18 protein-coding genes are annotated in these 18,294 nt (G+C 68.2%); 7 read left to right on the forward strand and 11 right to left on the reverse strand.

The window, feature by feature from the left end:
- Nucleotides 1-11: 11 nt before the first annotated feature.
- From bcsA to IGS68_RS24170, 4 genes are read right to left on the reverse strand one after another with little or no spacing between them, the layout of a single operon-like run.
- Nucleotides 12-2,303: a UDP-forming cellulose synthase catalytic subunit gene (gene bcsA / locus IGS68_RS24155; protein WP_201074816.1), complete on the reverse strand. Its 2,292-nt coding sequence runs from the start codon at nucleotides 2,301-2,303 to the stop codon at nucleotides 12-14.
- Between the two features lie 15 nt (nucleotides 2,304-2,318).
- Complete coding sequence (gene bcsN, locus IGS68_RS24160; protein WP_201074818.1) at nucleotides 2,319-2,981, reverse strand: cellulose biosynthesis protein BcsN; 663 nt, start codon at nucleotides 2,979-2,981, stop codon at nucleotides 2,319-2,321.
- Complete coding sequence (locus IGS68_RS24165) at nucleotides 2,978-3,580, reverse strand: hypothetical protein (protein ID WP_201074819.1); 603 nt, start codon at nucleotides 3,578-3,580, stop codon at nucleotides 2,978-2,980. Before IGS68_RS24165 ends, bcsN begins: the two co-directional genes overlap by 4 nt.
- A gap of 11 nt (nucleotides 3,581-3,591) precedes the next feature.
- The gene (locus IGS68_RS24170; RefSeq protein ID WP_201074821.1) at nucleotides 3,592-4,317 is read right to left on the reverse strand and encodes a response regulator transcription factor; all 726 of its coding nucleotides are present in this window, start codon (nucleotides 4,315-4,317) and stop codon (nucleotides 3,592-3,594) included.
- Nucleotides 4,318-4,974: 657 nt separating this feature from the next.
- Between IGS68_RS24170 and IGS68_RS24175 the strand changes: the two genes are divergently transcribed.
- From IGS68_RS24175 to IGS68_RS24185, 3 genes are read left to right on the forward strand one after another with little or no spacing between them, the layout of a single operon-like run.
- Nucleotides 4,975-5,208, forward strand: coding sequence for a hypothetical protein (locus IGS68_RS24175; RefSeq protein WP_201074823.1), 234 nt, complete (start codon nucleotides 4,975-4,977; stop codon nucleotides 5,206-5,208).
- Entirely contained in the window at nucleotides 5,208-6,647 is a 1,440-nt protein-coding gene (locus IGS68_RS24180) for an HD domain-containing protein (RefSeq protein ID WP_201074826.1), read from the forward strand. The genes IGS68_RS24175 and IGS68_RS24180 overlap by 1 nt, the downstream gene beginning before the upstream one ends.
- Nucleotides 6,640-7,161 (forward strand): hypothetical protein, encoded by a 522-nt coding sequence (locus IGS68_RS24185; RefSeq protein WP_201074828.1) that lies wholly within the window; start codon nucleotides 6,640-6,642, stop codon nucleotides 7,159-7,161. Before IGS68_RS24180 ends, IGS68_RS24185 begins: the two co-directional genes overlap by 8 nt.
- 162 nt (nucleotides 7,162-7,323) lie before the next feature.
- Here IGS68_RS24185 and IGS68_RS24190 read toward each other — a convergent pair whose 3' ends face one another.
- From IGS68_RS24190 to IGS68_RS24205, 4 genes are all read right to left on the reverse strand, one after another.
- Nucleotides 7,324-8,688: a glycosyltransferase family 2 protein gene (locus IGS68_RS24190; protein WP_201074830.1), complete on the reverse strand. Its 1,365-nt coding sequence runs from the start codon at nucleotides 8,686-8,688 to the stop codon at nucleotides 7,324-7,326.
- An 11-nt stretch (nucleotides 8,689-8,699) separates the two neighbouring features.
- The gene (locus tag IGS68_RS24195) at nucleotides 8,700-9,896 is read right to left on the reverse strand and encodes a glycosyltransferase family 4 protein (protein WP_201074837.1); all 1,197 of its coding nucleotides are present in this window, start codon (nucleotides 9,894-9,896) and stop codon (nucleotides 8,700-8,702) included.
- A 126-nt stretch (nucleotides 9,897-10,022) separates the two neighbouring features.
- Nucleotides 10,023-10,703, reverse strand: coding sequence for an RluA family pseudouridine synthase (locus IGS68_RS24200; RefSeq protein WP_201081637.1), 681 nt, complete (start codon nucleotides 10,701-10,703; stop codon nucleotides 10,023-10,025).
- Between the two features lie 29 nt (nucleotides 10,704-10,732).
- Nucleotides 10,733-11,776, reverse strand: coding sequence for a hypothetical protein (locus IGS68_RS24205; RefSeq protein WP_201074839.1), 1,044 nt, complete (start codon nucleotides 11,774-11,776; stop codon nucleotides 10,733-10,735).
- Nucleotides 11,777-11,990: 214 nt separating this feature from the next.
- Here IGS68_RS24205 and IGS68_RS24210 point away from each other — a divergent pair, with 214 nt between their 5' ends.
- Together IGS68_RS24210 and IGS68_RS24215 are read left to right on the forward strand one after the other, a co-directional pair.
- Nucleotides 11,991-12,302, forward strand: coding sequence for a cupin domain-containing protein (locus IGS68_RS24210; RefSeq protein WP_201074841.1), 312 nt, complete (start codon nucleotides 11,991-11,993; stop codon nucleotides 12,300-12,302).
- A gap of 1 nt (nucleotide 12,303) precedes the next feature.
- Nucleotides 12,304-13,368, forward strand: coding sequence for a potassium channel family protein (locus tag IGS68_RS24215; RefSeq protein WP_201074843.1), 1,065 nt, complete (start codon nucleotides 12,304-12,306; stop codon nucleotides 13,366-13,368).
- A gap of 32 nt (nucleotides 13,369-13,400) precedes the next feature.
- Here the strand turns inward: IGS68_RS24215 and IGS68_RS24220 are convergent, their stop codons facing one another.
- Nucleotides 13,401-15,626, reverse strand: a complete 2,226-nt coding sequence (locus IGS68_RS24220) for a helicase-related protein (RefSeq protein WP_201074845.1) — start codon at nucleotides 15,624-15,626, stop codon at nucleotides 13,401-13,403.
- Nucleotides 15,627-15,762: 136 nt separating this feature from the next.
- Here IGS68_RS24220 and IGS68_RS24225 point away from each other — a divergent pair, with 136 nt between their 5' ends.
- Together IGS68_RS24225 and IGS68_RS35705 are read left to right on the forward strand one after the other, a co-directional pair.
- A complete protein-coding gene (locus IGS68_RS24225; RefSeq protein WP_201074847.1) occupies nucleotides 15,763-16,788 on the forward strand; it encodes a hypothetical protein in 1,026 nt (341 codons plus the stop codon).
- A 357-nt stretch (nucleotides 16,789-17,145) separates the two neighbouring features.
- Nucleotides 17,146-17,604 (forward strand): hypothetical protein, encoded by a 459-nt coding sequence (locus IGS68_RS35705; protein ID WP_247881054.1) that lies wholly within the window; start codon nucleotides 17,146-17,148, stop codon nucleotides 17,602-17,604.
- On the opposite strand, the gene IGS68_RS36045 is transcribed toward IGS68_RS35705, so the two are convergent.
- Both IGS68_RS36045 and IGS68_RS24245 read right to left on the reverse strand, forming a co-directional pair.
- Entirely contained in the window at nucleotides 17,570-17,725 is a 156-nt protein-coding gene (locus IGS68_RS36045) for a BrnT family toxin (protein WP_371821918.1), read from the reverse strand. The two genes, IGS68_RS35705 and IGS68_RS36045, sit on opposite strands and share 35 nt — an antisense overlap.
- Nucleotides 17,726-17,931: 206 nt before the next feature.
- Entirely contained in the window at nucleotides 17,932-18,276 is a 345-nt protein-coding gene (locus IGS68_RS24245; protein ID WP_201074860.1) for an HNH endonuclease, read from the reverse strand.
- Nucleotides 18,277-18,294 lie beyond the last annotated feature (18 nt).

Consider the following 18,294-nt stretch of genomic DNA (forward strand, 5'->3'; position numbering starts at 1 on the left):
TATTCGACCGGTCAGCGGCCGATCGGCTGTTCGAAGGAAGCGGCGCCCAGGGCCTCGGCCCGGCGGGAGGAGGGCCGGGCGGCACCGGCCATCGCCAGCGACCGCTTGAGGCCGCGCAGGAAGAGGCGCAGCACGCCCACCAGGATCGGCACCCGCTTCCGGCGGCTCTCCTGGAACGCGACCCAGACCGCGCTGTCGCCATAGCACAGGCGGACCAGGTCGCCGTCGTCCTCGGCGTCGCGGGGCATGTAGCGGACGTCCAGGACCAGGCCGTGCCCGGCGGCCGGCGCGCTGCCCACGACCATCACGGGGATGCTGCTCAGCTCGTCGCGGCCCGGCACGACCAGCTGTACCGCCGCCTTGCCGCCGGCCAGCGCCAGGGCCTGGGCCTGGACGCCCTCGACCAGGATGCGGCCGGTCTCGATCGTGGTCTCGACCAGGGTCGCCCGGACCGCGCCCTCGGGGGTGATCAGGTTCAGCGGCTTGGACCGGGGGATGGCGCCGGCCACCTGGTGGCGGGCCCGTTCGTACATCACGCCGAAGGCGCCGGTCGCCAGCACGATGTTGACCAGGTGCCAGACCATGACGATCATCAGGTGCTCGCGCTCCAGCGGGAAGTGGATCCAGCGGTAGACGCCGATCGCGGTGGTGCCGAGCAGGACCGCGAGGATCACGGCGAACGGCTTGGCCAGCTGCGAGACGAAGTTCTGGTCCACCGTCTCGGCCTTGGGCGTCACCTTGAAGGTCGGCTTCCGGGGATTGACGAGGACCGAGAGCAGGGCGCCGAAGGTGAACACCGCCTGGAGCAGTTCGTAGAGGTCGGAGACGAAGGGCCGGCGATGCCTGCCGAACAGGTAGTTGCTCATGGTCAGCGAGCAGACCACGTGGAACACCGCGAAGGCGTAGAATTCCTCCAGGTTGGCTTCGAACACCTTCAGGCCGAAGACAAGATAGAACAGCGGCGCCACCAGGAAGACCAGCCGGGCGAACGGGAACAGCCAGAAGGTCGAGCTGCTGAGGTAGCACAGGCGCTGGGCCAGCGTCAGGCCCCGCTTGAAGGCCGGGTTCTTCAGCAGCAGGATCTGGAACATGCCCTGGGCCCAGCGGGTCCGCTGCACGACGAAGGACGAGAAGGTCTCGGGCGACAGGCCGGCCACCATCGGGCGGTCGACATAGATGCTCTTGTAGCCCTTGGCGTGCAGGTCCAGCGCCGTCTCGGCGTCCTCGGTGATCGAGGTGCCGGCGATGCCGCCGACCGACATCAGGTGCGATCGGCGCAGCACGGCGGCCGAACCGCAGAAGAAGGACGCGTTCCAGCTGTCCAGGCCCTTCTGGATCACGCCGTAGAACATCTCGTTCTCGCCGGGCTCGGAACCGAAGGTGCCGAGATTGTGCTCGACCGGGTCGGGATTGATGAAGAAGTGCGGCGTCTGCACCAGGAACAGGTCCGGGTCCTTCAGGAAATGCCCGACCGTGCGCTGCAGGATGTCCTGGGTCGGCACATGGTCGGCGTCCAGGATCAGGATCAGGTCGCCCGACGTATGGGCCAGCGCCGCGTTGATGTTGCCGGCCTTGGCCGAGTTGTTGCGCTCCCGGGTCAGGTAGTTGACGCCCAGTTCCTCGCACAGGGCCTTCAGGGTCTCGTGCCGGTCCAGCGCCTCGGCCGCCTTGCGCGGGTCGGCGTCCGAACGCTTCTGGACCGTGCCGCCGTCGTCCAGCAGGTGGATGGCCAGCTTCTCCGCCGGATAGGCCACCTGGGTCGCCGCCATCAGGGTGACGCGCAGCAGCTCCGGCTCCTCGTTGTAGCTCGGCACCAGGATATCGACGGTCGGCAGCCGGTCCGGGTCCTGCGGCAGCGGCGCGTCGGCCCGGTTCAGCGGCCGGATATTGACGAACAGGCCGAGCATGTAGACGACCATGCCCTGCAGTTCGGCCAGGTACAGCAGCAGGCCGGCGATGAAGCCGGAGCTGTCGACCGGCGGGATGGTGTAGAGCGTGCGCCAGGTGAAATAGCGGATCGACACGAAGGCGACCAGCAGGATCAGCAGGACCCGGACCGCGCCGACGGGCTTGAAGAGGTGCAGCACGGCGAGCCCGGCCAGCGCCGCGGCGCCGAGCAGGTACTGGCCTTCGAGCCCGACGTCCTGGGCGGCGAACCAGACCAGGGCCACGGCGTGGACGGTCCACAGCAAGGTCAGGGCCAGCGGCGTGCGCCGGTGCGGCGCGGGTGCCCGGCGGACCGCGCCGGCTCCGGCGGGCCTTGTCTTCCTGGCTGCCGCCGCGGTGGAGATGAGGTGGTTCATGTCAGGTGTCCCGGCTCACAGGTCGAGGCGAAGGGAATCGAAGGCCGCGATCAGTTCGGCCGGCTGGGCCCGGGCGTCGCACACCCGCATCTGGATGCCGGCGCGGCGCGGCGCGGCGCCGCCGGCCTGGCGCAGGTCGGTGCCGTCGAGCACCTGCCAGGCCAGGACGCATTTCGCCTGCCCCGGATAGTCCGCCGAGACGTACCCGTAGAGCCCGTAGCCGTTCTTGCGGATCTGCGGTTCGCCCTGAAGGACGGCGCGCGGCAGCATCTCGGCGATCAGGTGGTTCAGCGATGCCGGTTCCATGGCGTAGCGGCCGACCTTGGCGGCATGCACGTCGGCCTGGAAGATGCTGGACGGGCCGTAGTCGAAGGCCGCGACCAGCTCGTTGTCTCCCGGCACCGCGGTGTTGTTCGGGAGCGTCAGCGTCTGGACCAGCTCGCCCTGGGAGGTCCGGAACTCGCGGGCCGCCAGGGCGCCCGGGGACGCCGGGACGTCCGCGGACGCCGGGGCGGCGAGCGCCACGCGGGCGCGGCCCGCTTCGATCGGCACCCATCGGCCGACGTCGCCGGATACCGCGGCGGCCGGATACGGGTCGGGGTTGGTGACGCAGGCGGAAGTCATCAGGGCGGCGGCGACGGCCGAGGCGGCGGCGATGCGGCGGAGGATTGGGGTCACGATACGCTCCTGGGGAACCTGGGCTGGCCGGCGCCGATCACCTGTGTCAGGTCGGTCACCGCCTTGCCGAGCCGGTCGATCTGTCCGTTGATCCGGGCTTCGGGGGAGTTCTGGTCCTGCGGCTGGTCACGAAGCACCATGGCGCGCATGAGGTCGAGAAGCTGCTTCTCGCGGCTGTCCAGGAACTGCAGGAACAGCTTCGTCGTCTCCAGCGCGCCGTCCTGGGCCGGCGCCGGCGGGGCTGGAGCCGGAGCCGGTGCCGGCGCCGGTGCCGGCGTCTCCGCCCCCGACCGGGCGCGGGGCGGATCGGCGGCCGAATCGGGTTCGGGCTTCCGCGCATCGGCGGGATCGGCGGGCTCCCCGATCGCGGCCATCGCCTCGATCGACAGCCGGTGGTACTCGGCGCGGAAGTCGGCCCCGCGCTCGCGCGCCCGGCCGATGGCGCGGGCGAAACCCGATCGGGCGGGACCGGGCTGGTGCGGAATCTGGGCGAAGCCGGCAGGCTGATGGACGGCGATGCGCCGGTTGACCGCATCGAGCGCCTGGTCCAGCAGAAGGGACTCTTTCGTGGAGGAAACGGTCCGGGATTCGGTAGACATTGGATACTCCGTTACGCGTTCTGATCGCCGCCTTCCAGGGCGGCCCGGCGCTGCGCCAGGGCGGGTCCGTGGCGCCAGGCGAAGATCGCGGCCTCGGTGCGGTTGCGGCATTGCAGCCGCGCCAGCAGCTGGCGCACCAGGAGCTTGGTGGTCGGCAGGGTGGCGCCGATGGCGCCGGAGATCTCCTCGTCGGTCATGCCCTGCTCGAGGAGCGGCAGCAGCGCCAGATGCGATGCGCCCAGCGTGTCCAGCAGGCTCAGCCGGTGCTGGTCGGCGGCCATGACCGAGATCATGGCCGGGGCGACGATCGCGTAGCCGGCGGCGGCCAGGTTCAGCTTGGCGCGCAGGTCGTCGGCCGAGCCGCTCCAGACCAGCCAGCCGTCGAGCAGGGTGACGAACTCGCGCACCCGGCCGAGCTGGCTCGGCATGAAGACGCCCAGCGTGTGGATGCCGCGCATCAACCCCGCGTTGCCGCTTGAAATGATGTCCTGGAGCCGGTCGAGGGAGCGCACGCTCAGCAGCAGCGTCTCCGAGCTCCAGCGAAGCGTTTCCAGATCCTGCAGCCCGTCGATCCGGCGCACCCTGAAGCCGATGATCTCGGTCAAGGCCGGCTGGACCTGGGGCAGCGCCGTCAGGCAACGCTTGAACGCGGCGAAGCTCTTGCCGGTCTGACCTTCCGAGCTCGGACGAAGTCCGGGCGTGGCGGCGCCGCGGGCCGCAGATGACAGGTTTGACACTCTACTGTCCTTTGGGTTGCTGTAATGTCGACGGGCCGGCTGATACTTGCTTCGCGGCTGCGTCCATTGTTGCTGGCAGGCTGGTCTTCTCGTCCTGTACTCACCGATCGAACGGTCGGGATCGCCTATCCGTTCGCACGATCTTTGTACCAGCTCTAATCCGAAAATGCGGGGAGAACATGAAGCATTTTAATTATTTTTTAAGCTAACCCGCGAGCTAGTTGCAGGTGCTATAGATTCTCTCGAAAGGGGTACGATCCTGCACGGATTGGTGGCGCTGCCCGAATCGCATTCCGGTCAGGGTCAGGCTGACGACTTGCGAATCAGGTCCGCTGGCTGCCCGTACTGGTCGTTACCCTTTATCCAGAAGCATGCAGGATAAACACTTGCTCTATCATCATGACCTGACTTGATCCCGTGCGGATTGTGACATATGGAATGGATGTCCCATGCGGAGAAAAACAATACTTGTTCTCTCGCGAACGCAAAGAGCGCGATCACAAGCACCAGGACCGCTACCTATTGCACGCCGTTCCACATGACGGGACCCTGACCATCCGCTTCGACCTCAACGCCCAACGTTACGCTGAGGAGGCGTCCGGATTGCAACTCTGGGAACGGTGCCGCGGCGGGTAACAGGAAGGATTTGGAGGAGCGATGGCATTGGATGAGAGCGTGTTCATGCATGGGCGTAGTGCCGAACTGATCACTCGGTCCGACCATGGCACGCGGAGCCGTCCGTTTTCCCGCGATGACATGCCATTCTTTCGGGAAGGCGGCAATGCGACAGCAATGGCAAGGCTTGCGGGCAAGATCATCCGGCAAACTCATGCCGGAGTGGTGGAAATCGACGTCCGGAAAGCCTGGACCTTCGATGAACCGGGTGCTTGATGCCCGGTCCGATCAAACCACAGCGCATTCGCGATCCCCTGCACAACGTGATCGAGTTCGGATCGGACCAGTTGGAGCATACCCTCTGGCAAGTGATCCAGACGCCCCCGTTCCAACGTCTGCGCCGCATCCGGCAACTTGGGTTTTCCGAATACGTCTTTCCCGGCGCCACCCACACCCGGTTCTCCCACAGCATCGGCGTGTTCCACACCGCCAGACAGTTGATGGCGATCATCAGAAACCACATCGTCAGAAGTGGCAATCAAGTCGGAGACCACCAGTCGCGGGTCGCGCTGGCAGCGGCCTTGGTGCATGACGTCGGCCACGGCATGTTCAGTCACGCCTTCGAGGAAATCGGCAAAAAGCTGGAACTACCGATGGCGCGCCATGAGACGGTAAGCGAAGAACTGATACGTGACAGCGAGATCAGCACGGCTTTCCGGCATATGGGAAGGGGCTTTGCCGATGATGTGGCGGATGTCATAAAGAGAGGCCGGCCCGGCAACCTCTACGACGCCGTGGTTTCCAGCCAGTTCGACGCCGACCGCCTTGATTACATGCGGCGCGACCGGTTGATGACAGGCGTCAGGAACAGCGCCATCGATTTCGACTGGCTGATGGCCAATCTGGAAATCGCGACCGTGCCTTACGGCATCGACGAACAACCTCTCGAGCCGATCGAGACCTTCGTTCTCGGACCCAAGGCATCCCACGCTGCCGAAACCTACGTCCTCGCCCTCTTCCAGCTTTATCCGACGGTCTATCATCACAAGACCACCAGGGCGGCGGAAAAGGTCTTCTCGGCCCTGATGCTTCGCCTGATCTCCCTGGTCCGGAACAAGCAGGTCAATAAGACCGGTTTGCCCAAGACCCATCCCATTGCACGTTTTGCCAGGGAGGCGGATAAGCTGGAGCATGCGCTGGCGCTGGACGATACGGTTTTCTGGGGAGCGCTCCCGATGCTTGCGGAAGCCGAAGACACCCTCATAAGGGACTGCGCGTCTCGGCTGCGAGACCGCAAATTGCCGAAATGCATCGATATCCGCAATCGCCTGATCGCCGAGATCGCGCCGCAAGGCACGTTGACGGGGAAATGCGGAGCGGATGGCAAAAAACGCATCGATCGCCTGACCCAACTGATCAAGGAACGATTGGAGGCATGGTCGGACACCAATTCCACGACCACTCCCCGCATCCTGGTGGATTACGCCTCGCGGACGCCTTACAAGCCCTTCCGACAGACGACCGGGCCATTGAACCAGATTCTAATCCGATCCGCAGATGGTAGAATCCTCGACATGGCCCAGTGCTCGTCCGTGGTTTCGGGACTTGAAACCTTTGAACTGTTCCGTGCGTATGTCCATGAGTCGGATCACGAAGCGCGGGCCGCTGTCGAAGCTGCGATCAGGGATGAACTCGTGAGGAAAGAAGATGCCTGACAAGACAGATCGCCAGAAGGCTGCGGAGATCGTGCGTGACGCTGGTGGCCAGATCGTGGGACGAACCCGGCTCCAGAAGGTGGCGTACCTCCTCGATCTCGCCGGACTCGGGGATGGCTTTCGCTTCGAGTATCACCACTACGGCCCCTATAGCGAGCAACTGGCGGAAGCCGTCAAGATGGCGGAGGCGTTCGACCTCGTTTCCGAAGAGGAACACAGAGCCAGCTGGGGGGGAACCTATTCCATTTTCAAGGTCACGGACCGGGCCGGAAAAGCCGACATAGGCGATCGCGCGCGTTTTGCTGCGGCTGCGGCGAAGGTCGATTCGATCGAACTGGAGCTTGCGGCGACCGCCGCCTATCTGGCGGCAGCTGAAAAGTGTCCCGAACCTTGGGAGGAAACCGTCCGGCGCAAGCCCGAGAAGGCTGCGGGTGGCCGCATCGACCGAGCGAAGGAAGCCTACCGTCAACTCCTCACACTGAATGCCGCGAAACACCTGCCCAAGATCGTTTGAGCTCGACAGGGATGCGCCGGGCCGCGGGTCAACCCCGAGGATAGCGAAAGAAGAGGCAAACGCCCTCCGGGGACACTCGATGCTCCAGTACCCATAACCGTGCCGGACCGCCGCGGACACGATCCCCGCCTCCCGTCCGCACCGGCCCGACCGGGAACAGGATCAGGCTCGCAGCGCCGCGACCAGGGACTCGGCGCCGTCGAGGCTGCCGTCGGGCCGCAGCACGAGGCGCAGGCCGGGACCGCGCGGCTGGGCCTCGCCTGAGAGTGTGACGACGCCGAGCAGCGGCTTCTCCGCCAGGGTCGAAAGTTCGTCCCATCCGACCGGCTCCGGCCCGGGATCGAGCCAGAGCACGGCCCTCACCGGCCTGGTCATGGCCAGGTGGCGGATGAAGGGCCCGTGGAAGTCGGCGGCCAGGATATGGCCGAGCGTGTAGCCGTCCGCCCGGGCGGGAGACCGGCCGGATCCGGCGGCCTTGCCGGCCCGGACCAGACACAGCGAGGCGCCGTCGCCCAGCGTGCGGGTGATCCGCTCCGCCGGCTCCGGCGGAGCGTCGCCGGACAGGACCAGCACCACCATCGGCACGTCCTGGTCGTACTGGCGGCGGTCGTCCAGGTTGGCGAACGGATCGACGACCGGGCGATCGCGATAGCCGCTGCGGACGGTCCGGCGGACGCCGGCATCCTCGAACACCTCGCGGTTGCGCCGGTAGATATGGTCGAACAGCTCGGCGTGCCGCTTGCGCGCCCGGTTCATGAAGGCGGCCGGATGCCTGCGGTAATTGACCAGCGGCTCGGGGATCACCTCGCCGCGGTGCCCCTCCGCCCCCAGGCGCAGCCAGAACTCCCAGTCCTCATAGCCTTCGCGCATGGCGGCGCAGAAGCCGCCGCCCGACAGCCCGGCCTCGCGCCGGAACACGGCTGAGATGCTGACATGGTTGTAGTAGCGCAGCCGGTCGAGATCGAGCGATTCGGATCTCCAGATCCGCTCCTCGCTGCCGGTGACGCGCAGCCAGGAATAGGCCAGCGACACGCCCGCGTTGCCTTCCATCAGGAGGACGCATTTCTCCAGGTATGTGGGCTCCATCGTGTCGTCGGCGTCCAGGCAGCAGACATAGAGTCCGGTGGCCAGCCGCAAGCCGGCGTTGCGGGCGGCCGGCGCCCCCTGGTTCTCCTGCCGCACCAGGATGACGTCGCCGGTCTCCTCCAGCGTTCCCAGTACCTCGTGGGTGACGCCGTCGGTCGATCCGTCGTCGACCACGATGATCTCCACGTCGCGCAGGGTCTGGGCGCGCACGCTGGCGATCGCCTCGTCCAGGAAGCGTCCGTAATTGTAGCAGGGGATCACGACCGACACGAGCGGCTGGCGCTCCTGGCGGCGCACCGGCGGGGCGTCGAGCCATTCGACGGGCGCCGCCAGCGGCTCGCGCGGGGGGAACAGGACCGTCCGCACGGTTTCCTTCAATCCCTTCGGGATCATCAGGACGAGCTGCTGGAGGATCAGCAGCCGCGTGACGGCGAAGCTCATGCCGGCTTCCCTCACCTGCCCGCATCCTCCGCGCCGGGAGCGTCCACGAGGCGGCGATAGAGGCCGGCGACCCGGTCGCCGATGACCGCCAGGGAAAACCGCGTCTCGACCAGCTCGCGCGCGGCGCCGCCGTAGCGCCGGCGCAACTCGTCGGAGGAGGCCAGCCGCTCCAGGGCGCGGGCCAGGGCCGCCGTGTCGCCCAGCGGCACGGTGAGCCCGTTGACCCCGTCCAGGACGACGTCGCGGCAGCCCGGAACGTCGGTCGCGACCATGGGGCGCCCGCACGCCGCCGCTTCGAGAAGGCTGACCGGCAGCCCCTCGCGGCGCGACGGCAGCACGGCGACATGGGCCCGGGCCCAGACCTCCTCGGCGATCCGGTCGACATGGCCGAGCCAGGTGATGCCGGGTTCCCGGTTCCAGGCTTCGAGTTGTTCCTCGGGGATGGCCGTCGGGTTGCGGCCGTCCTGCCGGCCGACCAGCAGCAGCTCCGCGTCCGGCACCGCCGCGCGCACCTTGCGGAACGCCTCGACCAGCGGGGCCAGGCCCTTGTCCTCGATCATCCGCGTGGTGATCGCGATCGTGACGGGACCGGCCGGGAAGGGCAGCACCGGGTAGCGGTCGAGATCCAGGCCGGTGCCGCCGATCACGTGGACATGGTCGGGCCGGCGGAGCTTCCAGCCCAACAGGACGTCGCGGTCGGTCCCGTTCATGGTCACGAGGTGGACGTCGTGCCCGGCGAAGGCGGCCCGCATGCCCAGCATCACCAGCGGGCGCAGCAGCCGCGCCTTCAGGTGGCTGGAGGAGAACAGGTAACCCAGCCCGGCGAAATGGTCGAGGATGCGGATGCCGCCGACGAACCGGGCGGCCAGGGTGCCGATCAGGATCGGCTTCATGCCGACGCAGTGGATCAGGTGGGGCCGCTCCCGCCGCAGGTAGGCCACCAGGGCCGACGCGATCCGGACGTCGTTCAGGACGTTCAGGCCGGAGCGGTCCAGCCGCAGCGGGACGACCTCGAATCCCGCCCGCTCGATCCGCGCGCGGTCGGTCCCGACATTGCAGATCACCGTGATCCGGTAACCCCGTTCCTTGAGCCGGAGCGCGAGGTTCAGCCAGTGCAGGCAGAACCACCAGTCCTCCGACACGAAGAAGACCACCTTCAGGGACTGCTCGGCCGGCCGGGCCGGGATGGCGGGGAGAGGCTCGGGCAAGTTCTCTTCAGGCATCGTCGGGCGTCGGCGAACAGTCCTGACATCCATGTTCCGCTCCGGGCGCGCCCGCCGATTTATGGAATTGGTGAGGAAGCATCGGTTAACTAATCGTGAATGGGATCGTTGTCAAAGATATCCGCAGGCGGCCAGATCGTCGTGCATATGGGCCGGCGGCGGCGCCACGGCCGAGATCGGCGGCACTCCCGGATGCAGCGGCAGCGTGACCGAGCCGGCGAGCAGCCGCAGCGTACCGGCGCAGCACTCGGCGTCGCCGCCGTAGAACGGATCTCCCAGGATCGGCGTGCCGAGCGACGCGCAATGGATCCGGAGCTGGTGGGTGCGGCCGGTCAGGGGGGTCAACTCCAGCCAGCTCATCCCCGGTGCGACGCCGAGCACGCGGTACTCGGTCGCCGCGGGCAGCCCGGCCGGGTCGGGCCTGATCCTCCAGCCGCCCGTCTCGGGCAGCACCTTCAGCAGGGGCAGGTCGATGCGCCCCCGGTCGGCCGGCGGCCGTCCGCGCACGACCGCCCAGTAGGTCTTGCCGACCATCCCACGCGCGAACAGCCGCCCCAGCTTCTTCAAGGCCTTCTGGTGGCGCCCCAGGACCAGGCAGCCGCTGGTATCGCGGTCCAGCCGGTGGGCGAGCGCCGGCGGCCGGGCCATCTCGAACCACAGGCCGGGCAGGAAGTCGCCCAGGCTGCCCTGCCCGCGCGGGCCGGGATGGACCAGCAGCCCGGCGGGCTTGTCCAGGATCAGCACGTCGTGGTCCAGGTGGAGCACCCGGGCGCGCAGTTCCTCGGCGGTCACGATCGGCAAGCCTCCGGCATCCCGGTCTCTCAGCCCGACGGGATGGTGATGACGGGAAGGGGCGAATTCCCCGATGTCTGCATGACGGCCGCCAGCAGCATCAGCAGGCCGAAGACCCGTTTCGACATGAAATCGTCGTTGCGAACATAGTACCAGACGCCGTCATATTCCACGGCGACGAAGGCGCCCTCGGGACGTGAGGATCGCGACTCTATGCGCAGGGAGTTGTCGGCCGGACGCAGGGGCGAGCGGGTCGGATAGGTCCGGCCCTCCCGGACGGCGGCCTCCGGCACCTCGATCTCGTCGGCGACGGTGTTCAGGATCTCGATCAGCGAGCGGGTATAGATCGATATCTCGTCCGGCCGGTCCTGGCGGAACCCGAACACGATCCGGAACCTGCGGCCGGCCGGGTCCAGCCGGAGCAGCCGAAGCAGCCTGTCCGCCCGGGGATCGAGCCTGCCCTCCGCTTCGTCGACCAGCAGCGAGACCTGCCGGTGGTCGCCATGGCCCCTGAATTCCAGGCCGAGCATGCCGGCGGCCCTCAGCTCCTCCATCAGTTCCAGCGCCTCGCGGTTGCGCCGCCCTTCCGGCCTCGGCCCCTCCGGCCCCGGCCCGACGGCGATGCCGTTCAAGCTCTTGATCGCCAGCCTCAGGGTCGCGTCGGCCGGAGCGCCCGTCGTCAGCATCGCGACCAGTTCGTAGGGCGGCAGCGGAGTCAGCAGCATCCGGGCATAGTCGGCGCCCCGGACGGGGTTGTAGGTGATCGTCGGGCGGTCGCTGAAGGTGCCGCCGATCCCGACCGAGACGTCGTCCCGGAACCAGTATTCGGGACGGATCAGGTCGGTGCCGAGATCGATCCGCCCCTCGACCGAGTAGCCGGCGACGATCTGGCCGACCGTGCTCAGGGTCGGGGTATCGCCGAACCGCAGCTTCACGATGTTCAGGAGCATCTCGCGCTGGGCGGACCGGGCGGTCGCCTGGGCATAGTCCAGGCCGTCCCAGCCGATCGCCCGGGGACCGACCCCGGAACAGCCCGACAGGGCCGGTAGTCCGCCGCATATGACCAGCCCCATCCAAATCAGTCCTGCCCATCGGGGGCGTCTCCGCAGGGGCATGCCCTCTCCTCTCCCGTCGCCTGGCGGGAGTGTGCAGCGCCGCGCCGGGATCGGCCAGCGCCTCCCGGCGGGGCATCGGGAGAGCCGGGGTTGCCAACATCCGGCTATAATGGATTAACTTCGCCCCGAACATGCTTCGACGGTGTTGAACAGACCCAACGGAAAGAACGTCATGGACTTCGTCACGCCCAACGACTTCACCGCCGACCGCGCCTGGGGAGCGCTCGACATCGCCGAGATCGACGGCGCGACGGTCCGCCTGCACTGGACCGACCGGCCCTATGTCTGGCACGTCAACGACGGGCCGGAGGTTTTCGTCGTGCTGGACGGCATCGTAGACATGAAGTTCGGCGACCCGGCCGCCCCGCTGGTGCGACGCATGACGAAAGGCGACATCTTCCACGCCGCCGAGGGCGAAGCCCACGTGGCCCACCCCGAAGGCGTCGCCCGCGTGCTGGTGATCGAGCGCAAGGGCAGTATCTGAGGTGGCGGGCGGGAAGACGCGCCGCCGCGCCCGCCGCCGCAAGCCGGGCGGCCTGATCCTCCACGTCAATTCAGGCCTCTCCCCCGAGAAGAAGCTGCTGGTCCGCGGAGGCATCATCCTGGCGCTGGTCGCCACCGTGATCGCCGTGTTCTGGTTCGACCGCGAAGGGCTGAAGGACAATCTCGACGACCATATCAGCTTCAGCGACATCCTCTACTTCACCGCCGTCACCATCACGACCGTCGGCTACGGCGACATCGTCCCGGTCACCGACACGGCGCGCCTGATCGACGCCTTCGCCGTCACGCCGATCCGCATCTTCATCTGGTTCATCTTCCTGGGCACGGCCTACGAGTTCGTCGTCCAGAAGATCGTCGAGGATTTCCGCATGAGCCGCATCCAGCAGAATCTCCGGGACCATGTCGTGCTGTGCGGGTTCGGGCACAGCGCCATGATCGCCGCCCGGGAGATGATCGCCAAGGGACATCCCGACGATGCGGTCGTCGCCATCGACGTGTCGGAGGAACGGGTCCGCGCCGCCGCCGACGCCGGCTTCATCGGCCTGCTCGGCGATGCCACCAGCGAGGAGCTGCTGACCCTGGCCTGCGTCGAGAAAGCCAAGGCGGTGCTCGTCAACACCCGGCGGGACGACACCAACATCCTGGTCATCCTGACCGTGCGCCACCTGTCGTCGAGCACCCGGATCGTCGCCAGCATCCGGGACGAGGAGAACATCAAGCTGGCCCGGCTGAGCGGCGCCGACCTGGTGGTGACCCCGACCCGGATCGGCGGCTACCTGCTGGCCGACGCGGTCGCCTCGCAGCATGCCACGCCGTTCCTGTGCGACCTGATGTCGGCCGGCGGGCACATGGTCATGACCGAGCGCCCGGCCGGTCCCGAGGATATCGGCAGGACCATGGCCCACGTGTCCTCGGGGGTGGTCGTCCACGTCCATTCCAACGGGCGGGAGATCCCGTTCATCGACCGCGAGCGCTACGTCATCCGGGAGGGCGACCGGCTTCTGATGATCTGCCCGTCGTCGCGGCACAAGCCGGAACCCGGCTGACCGTCCTCGGCCGGACTTGCCGGCGGTCCTCCTCAGCCGGACTTGCCGGCGGTCCGTCGGCGCGGCGGCTTGCCGTCCCCCTTGGCGGCGGGTTTGCCCGGCCGCTGGGGATGATGGTAGCGGTGCTTGGCCTGCGCCGGCCGGCCGGCGGCGCGGTCCTCCAGGCGGCCGGCATGGCAGGCATCGCAGATCCGGAACCGATGGGCCGCCTTCAGGGTGGCGCCGCAGGACGGGCAGGCGCGCGGCAGGCTGCGGGCGGCCAGGGTGCGCTCGATGAAGGCGTTCAGCTCCTGCCGCCGCTCCAGGCACAGGTCCATCTCGGGATAGGCGTCCGGGAAGCGGTAGGCCAGCCAGGCATAGGCGGTCAGGTCCTTCACCGCCTTCTCCGAGGCCTCCAGCTCCACGTCGGTGCCGGTGTCGTGGGTGAAGCGGCCGGAGACGCCGGGGCTCGGGTTGGGCTGGCCCCGGCCCTGGTTGACCGCCCACATGCGCAGCAGCCGGAGCTGGTTGGGGTCGCGCACGTCGATCGGGCAGCGGGACAGCAGGTCGCGGGTCTCCAGCGGCAGCTTGGCGTGGTCCACCGCCAGCGCCGCCTGGATGCGCCCTTCCAGGTCGGTCATCCGGAAGGTCTGGTGCGCGCGCAGCAGTTCCTGCCCCGCCGTGCGCAGCACCCGGGCGAGGCTGTCGGTCCCCAGCTCGTGCGCGATCGCCTTGACGTGCGAGGTCGCGGGCGAGATCCAGGGCCGCGGGTCCTCCGGATCGACCGGCTTGGAGGTCAGCGCGCGCCGGACCGGGCTGATGTTCTCGCCCTCCAGCACCGCGACCCGGCCCTCCTCGTGCATGCCGAAGCGCCCCGCCCGGCCGCCGATCTGGCGCACTTCCGGCGGCAGCAGGTCGCGCTCCTCCCGGCCGTCGTACTTGCGGGTGGTGGACAGGATGATCCGGGCGATGGGCAGGTTCAGCCCCATGCCGATCGCGTCAGTCGCGACCAGCACGTCGGCCTGCCCCTCGCGGAACCGGCGCGCCTCGGCCCGGCGCACCTCGGGCGACAGCGCGCCGTAGATCACCGCGACCGAATGGCCGCGCCGCAGCAGCTCGGCGCGCAGCCCCAGCACGTCGCGGCGGGAGAAGGCGACGAGCGCGTCCGCCCGGCGGATGTCGCCCAGGGAGACGCCGCCCTCCTGGACGCGGAGCGGCGACTTGCGGGTGAACTCGACGATCTCCAGCTCCTCCCCCGTCGCGGCGGCGAGCCGCTGGATATAGGGGATCGCGTCGGCCGACCCGGTCATGATGATCTCGGACGCGGCCATGCCGGCGACGGCGGCGGTCCAGGCCCAGCCGCGGTCGTAGTCGCCGATCATCTGGATCTCGTCGATGACGCAGACATCCATGACGCGGTTGGTGTTCGCCATCTCGATGGTGGAGGACACGAAGTCGGCGCCGGGCCGCACGTCGCGCTCCTCGCCGGTGATCAGGCTGCACGGCCGGCCGCGCGCCTCGATCGCCTCCTGCCCTTCCAGGGCCAGCAGCCGCAGCGGCGCCAGGTAGGCGCCCTTGCGGCCCTCGGCCAGCCGGTCCATGGCGGCGTGGGTCTTGCCCGAATTGGTCGGCCCGACGAACAGGCGGAGCTTCCGAAGCATGGCGCGGGCCGCCGCGAAGCTGTCGAGATAGACGCCCAGCCCCGACGCGGATTCCAGCGAGGCGCGGCGCACCCGCACGCCGGCGCGGGCCGCCGCCGTCGCGAAGGCTTCCTCCAGCGCGTCGAGCAGCGTCTCCAGCCGCGGGGTCCGGCCGCCGAAGCCCAGCACGCGCACCAGGTCGTCGGAGAAGGCCTGCGGCTTCCAGGTGCCGCCGAACGCCTTGGCGCGCTCGGCGACCGACTCGACCCACGCGTCGATCTGCGCCTCGGCCTCGTCGATCCGGCCGGAGCCCTTGACCGCCGCCTTGACCCGCTTCGCCAGCGCCTTGATCTCGTTGCGGCCAACGCCGTCGGGCGTCTCCAGCAGGTCGACCAGCTCGCGCTCGACGTCCTCGACCGGGCCGACCACGGTCCGGAAGCGGGATTTCAGGCGGCGCTTCGGGTTGGCGCCGGGGATCACGAAGTCATGGGTGCCGGCGATCGACCAGCGCGCGGGCACGACGTCGTGATCGACCTCGATGCCGTCTCCCCGCAGGATGGCCGCAATGGCGCGCAGCGCGTCGCGCCGTTCCAAGCTGTCCGTCAGTTCCGCCATGTCGCGACCATCATCCCCTGTCATGCTCCCCTCGTATGGTATGCGGTGGCGGGGATATCAACCATCGCGATGTGCGAATCGGCGCGGCCGGACCTGTTTTTTCCACCCCGCATGCTGGTAAGCTGCGTCACGGGCTGGTTCTTGCGGGAAGGCGATGGGGATGATCAGGCAGATCGGTATCGGGCTGGCCGGCTCCGCGGCCGTCGCGGGCGCCCTGTCGGCCGCCGTCCTCCTGGCCGTTCCGGACGAACTGCGCGAGCCGACCGACGAGGAGATCCGCGGCAGCGTCGCCGCGACGGTCCGCACCCTGGCCCCGCGCGCGGAGCTGGAGCGCCGTATCGCCGAAAGCCTCAACTCCGGCGACCCGGAGGACGCCGAGGACTGGTTCCACCTCGCCGAACTGACCGGCGTGGAGATCGACCCCGCCCTGCGCCGCCGGTTCGACGAGCAGACCGCACCCCTTCCCACCCTGCTGCGCTCGGCCGCCGCCGGCGCCTCGGGCTTCGTCACCGGCGCGGGCGACAGCACCGCCGCGACCGTGGGCGCCTTCGTGTCCGACCTGACCGTCGTCGGCGACCTGCGGGACGCGGCGGCCCAGACCGGCAACATGCTCCAGGGCGAGCCGGTGGACGAGGTGATCCTGGCCCTGTCCGCCGCCGGGATCGGGCTGACCGCCGCGACCCTGGCGACCGGCGGCACCGCCCTGCCGGTCAAGCTCGGCGCCTCGGTGGTCAAGCTGGCCCACAAGACGGGCCGCATGACCAAGGGCTTCGCCCGGTCGCTCGCGGACCTGGGCCGGCTCGGGGACACCGCGAAGCTGAATAGGTCGCTGGAGTCGCTGGGCGCCGTCGGCAAGGCCACCTCGCCGCGCGGCGCCCTGACCGTCATGCGCAGCCTGGACCACGTGGACGACCTGCCCCGGGCCGAGCGGCTGGCCACGGCCGTGGGCAAGCCAACGGCGGGCGTCTTCAAGGTCGCCGGCCGCCGTGCCCTCGACGGCTTGGCGAAGGTCGCGGTGCGGTCGGCCGCCGCGGTCTGGGCCCTGGCCGCGCTCCTGATCTCGGCCGCGGTCGGGTTCGTGGGGCTGGTCCTGGCCGCCCTGGGAATGCTTGGAACTCTCCGGATGCTGTGGCGAATTGTCGCCGGCCGGTCCGCCGTCAGCCGATCAGCCGCAACGCCGCCATGAAGGCGCCGGCCAAGGCGCCCAGTCCCAGGAAGAAAATGGCCGTCCGTCGAATGGTCTCGGTCACGCCCTGCATTGCTGATCCCTCCCCCAAAGTTCTGGCGGACGCTTTTGCATCCTTTGGTAGCCGCTTCAACAGGGCGGCGAGGGGATCGTCACGGATGTTTCCTACTACGTCAATAGACATTTGTGGGCCGCAAACGCCGCCTCCCCTGCCCGACGTGCTTCACGCGGCAGGTGCCTGGATCACGGATGAACGGGATGGGCACGGATGAACACGGATAAGGAGTCCCGTCCCCGGGCAGACGCCCGCCGGGAGGGCACGGCTCGCCCGCGAATCCGTGCCCATCCCGTTCATCCGTGATCCTTGACCTTACCGCCCATCAAGCTTCCGCCGCCTTCAGCAACGCCTGGAGCGGAGGTCGGCCTTACTTCTTCCCGGAGTTTCCCGACCCGGAATTCTTGGCAGCAGCGCTTTGGGCGCGCGCCGCGAAGCTTCCCTTGGCAACGCCGCCGCCCCCGGACTTTGCCGTCGCTCCCTGGATGCGTGACGCAGCGCCGGAGGTCATGGGGGGTCTTCCCAATCCGTCCGACGATCGCCTGCATGCTTGCCGACGAAATCGTCGCGCTTTTCCGGATGTCGCTCACCAGAGCGGCATCGTCCTCAGCTTCCTGGCGGGCGATATCCTCTTCCGTCGTCGCGTCCAGCTTTTCGCGATCGACCCTTGGGGTGATCTGCACCGTCCGCCCATCCGGGAGGATGCGGACCATGGTGTCGTCCTGTTCAAGCCTTACCCGCATGGTTTCCGTATCTCCTGACCTCCCGAACATTGGCCTTGCGCGCCGATATATTGGCCTTGCGCGCCGATATGATGCGTATTCGATCAGCCCGAAGGGTGTAGACAACCACAAAAACCCTGTTCTCGATCTTTCCGAGGATCCGGCGACGTACTTCGCCATATGGGCTCCGATCGTCGACTTATAACAGACGATCCGAATCCATGAACACCTGCGAAGCATATACGAAATCGAAGCCGCGCCTTCGATGGCAATCGGCGCTCTTTCGCTCATCCCACTCGAACTCCATCGAACCATCCGGGCAATATATTTAAAGGATTATGCCCCTCGACCATAAACCGATCGCCGCTACCCCGTCCATCCCCCCTCCGCCGCCACCGCCCTCGCCACCACGATCCATTCCTCCCCCTCCTCCGCCTCCAGCAGCGCCAGGATCGGGGGCCAGACCGGGAGCTTGGCGCGGCGGCGCTGCTCGACCAGGGTCTCGATCTCGTCGGGGGTCGGCAGGCGGTCGCCCTTCAGGATGTTGCAGCGGCGGTGGGCCAGCACCGTGTTGGCGATGTCGTCGATGCCGCCGTAGCATTGCGGGATGAAGTGGTCGACGGTGGCCTTGGCGCCCACCGGCTCGCCGCAATAGAAGCAGCGCCCCTGCTGGCTGATCGCCATCAGCTTCGGATCGCCCGCCTTCAGCATGCCGCCGGATCCTCCCCG

Source organism: Skermanella sp. TT6 (genome assembly GCF_016653635.2).
GTDB classification, from domain to species: domain Bacteria; phylum Pseudomonadota; class Alphaproteobacteria; order Azospirillales; family Azospirillaceae; genus Skermanella; species Skermanella cutis.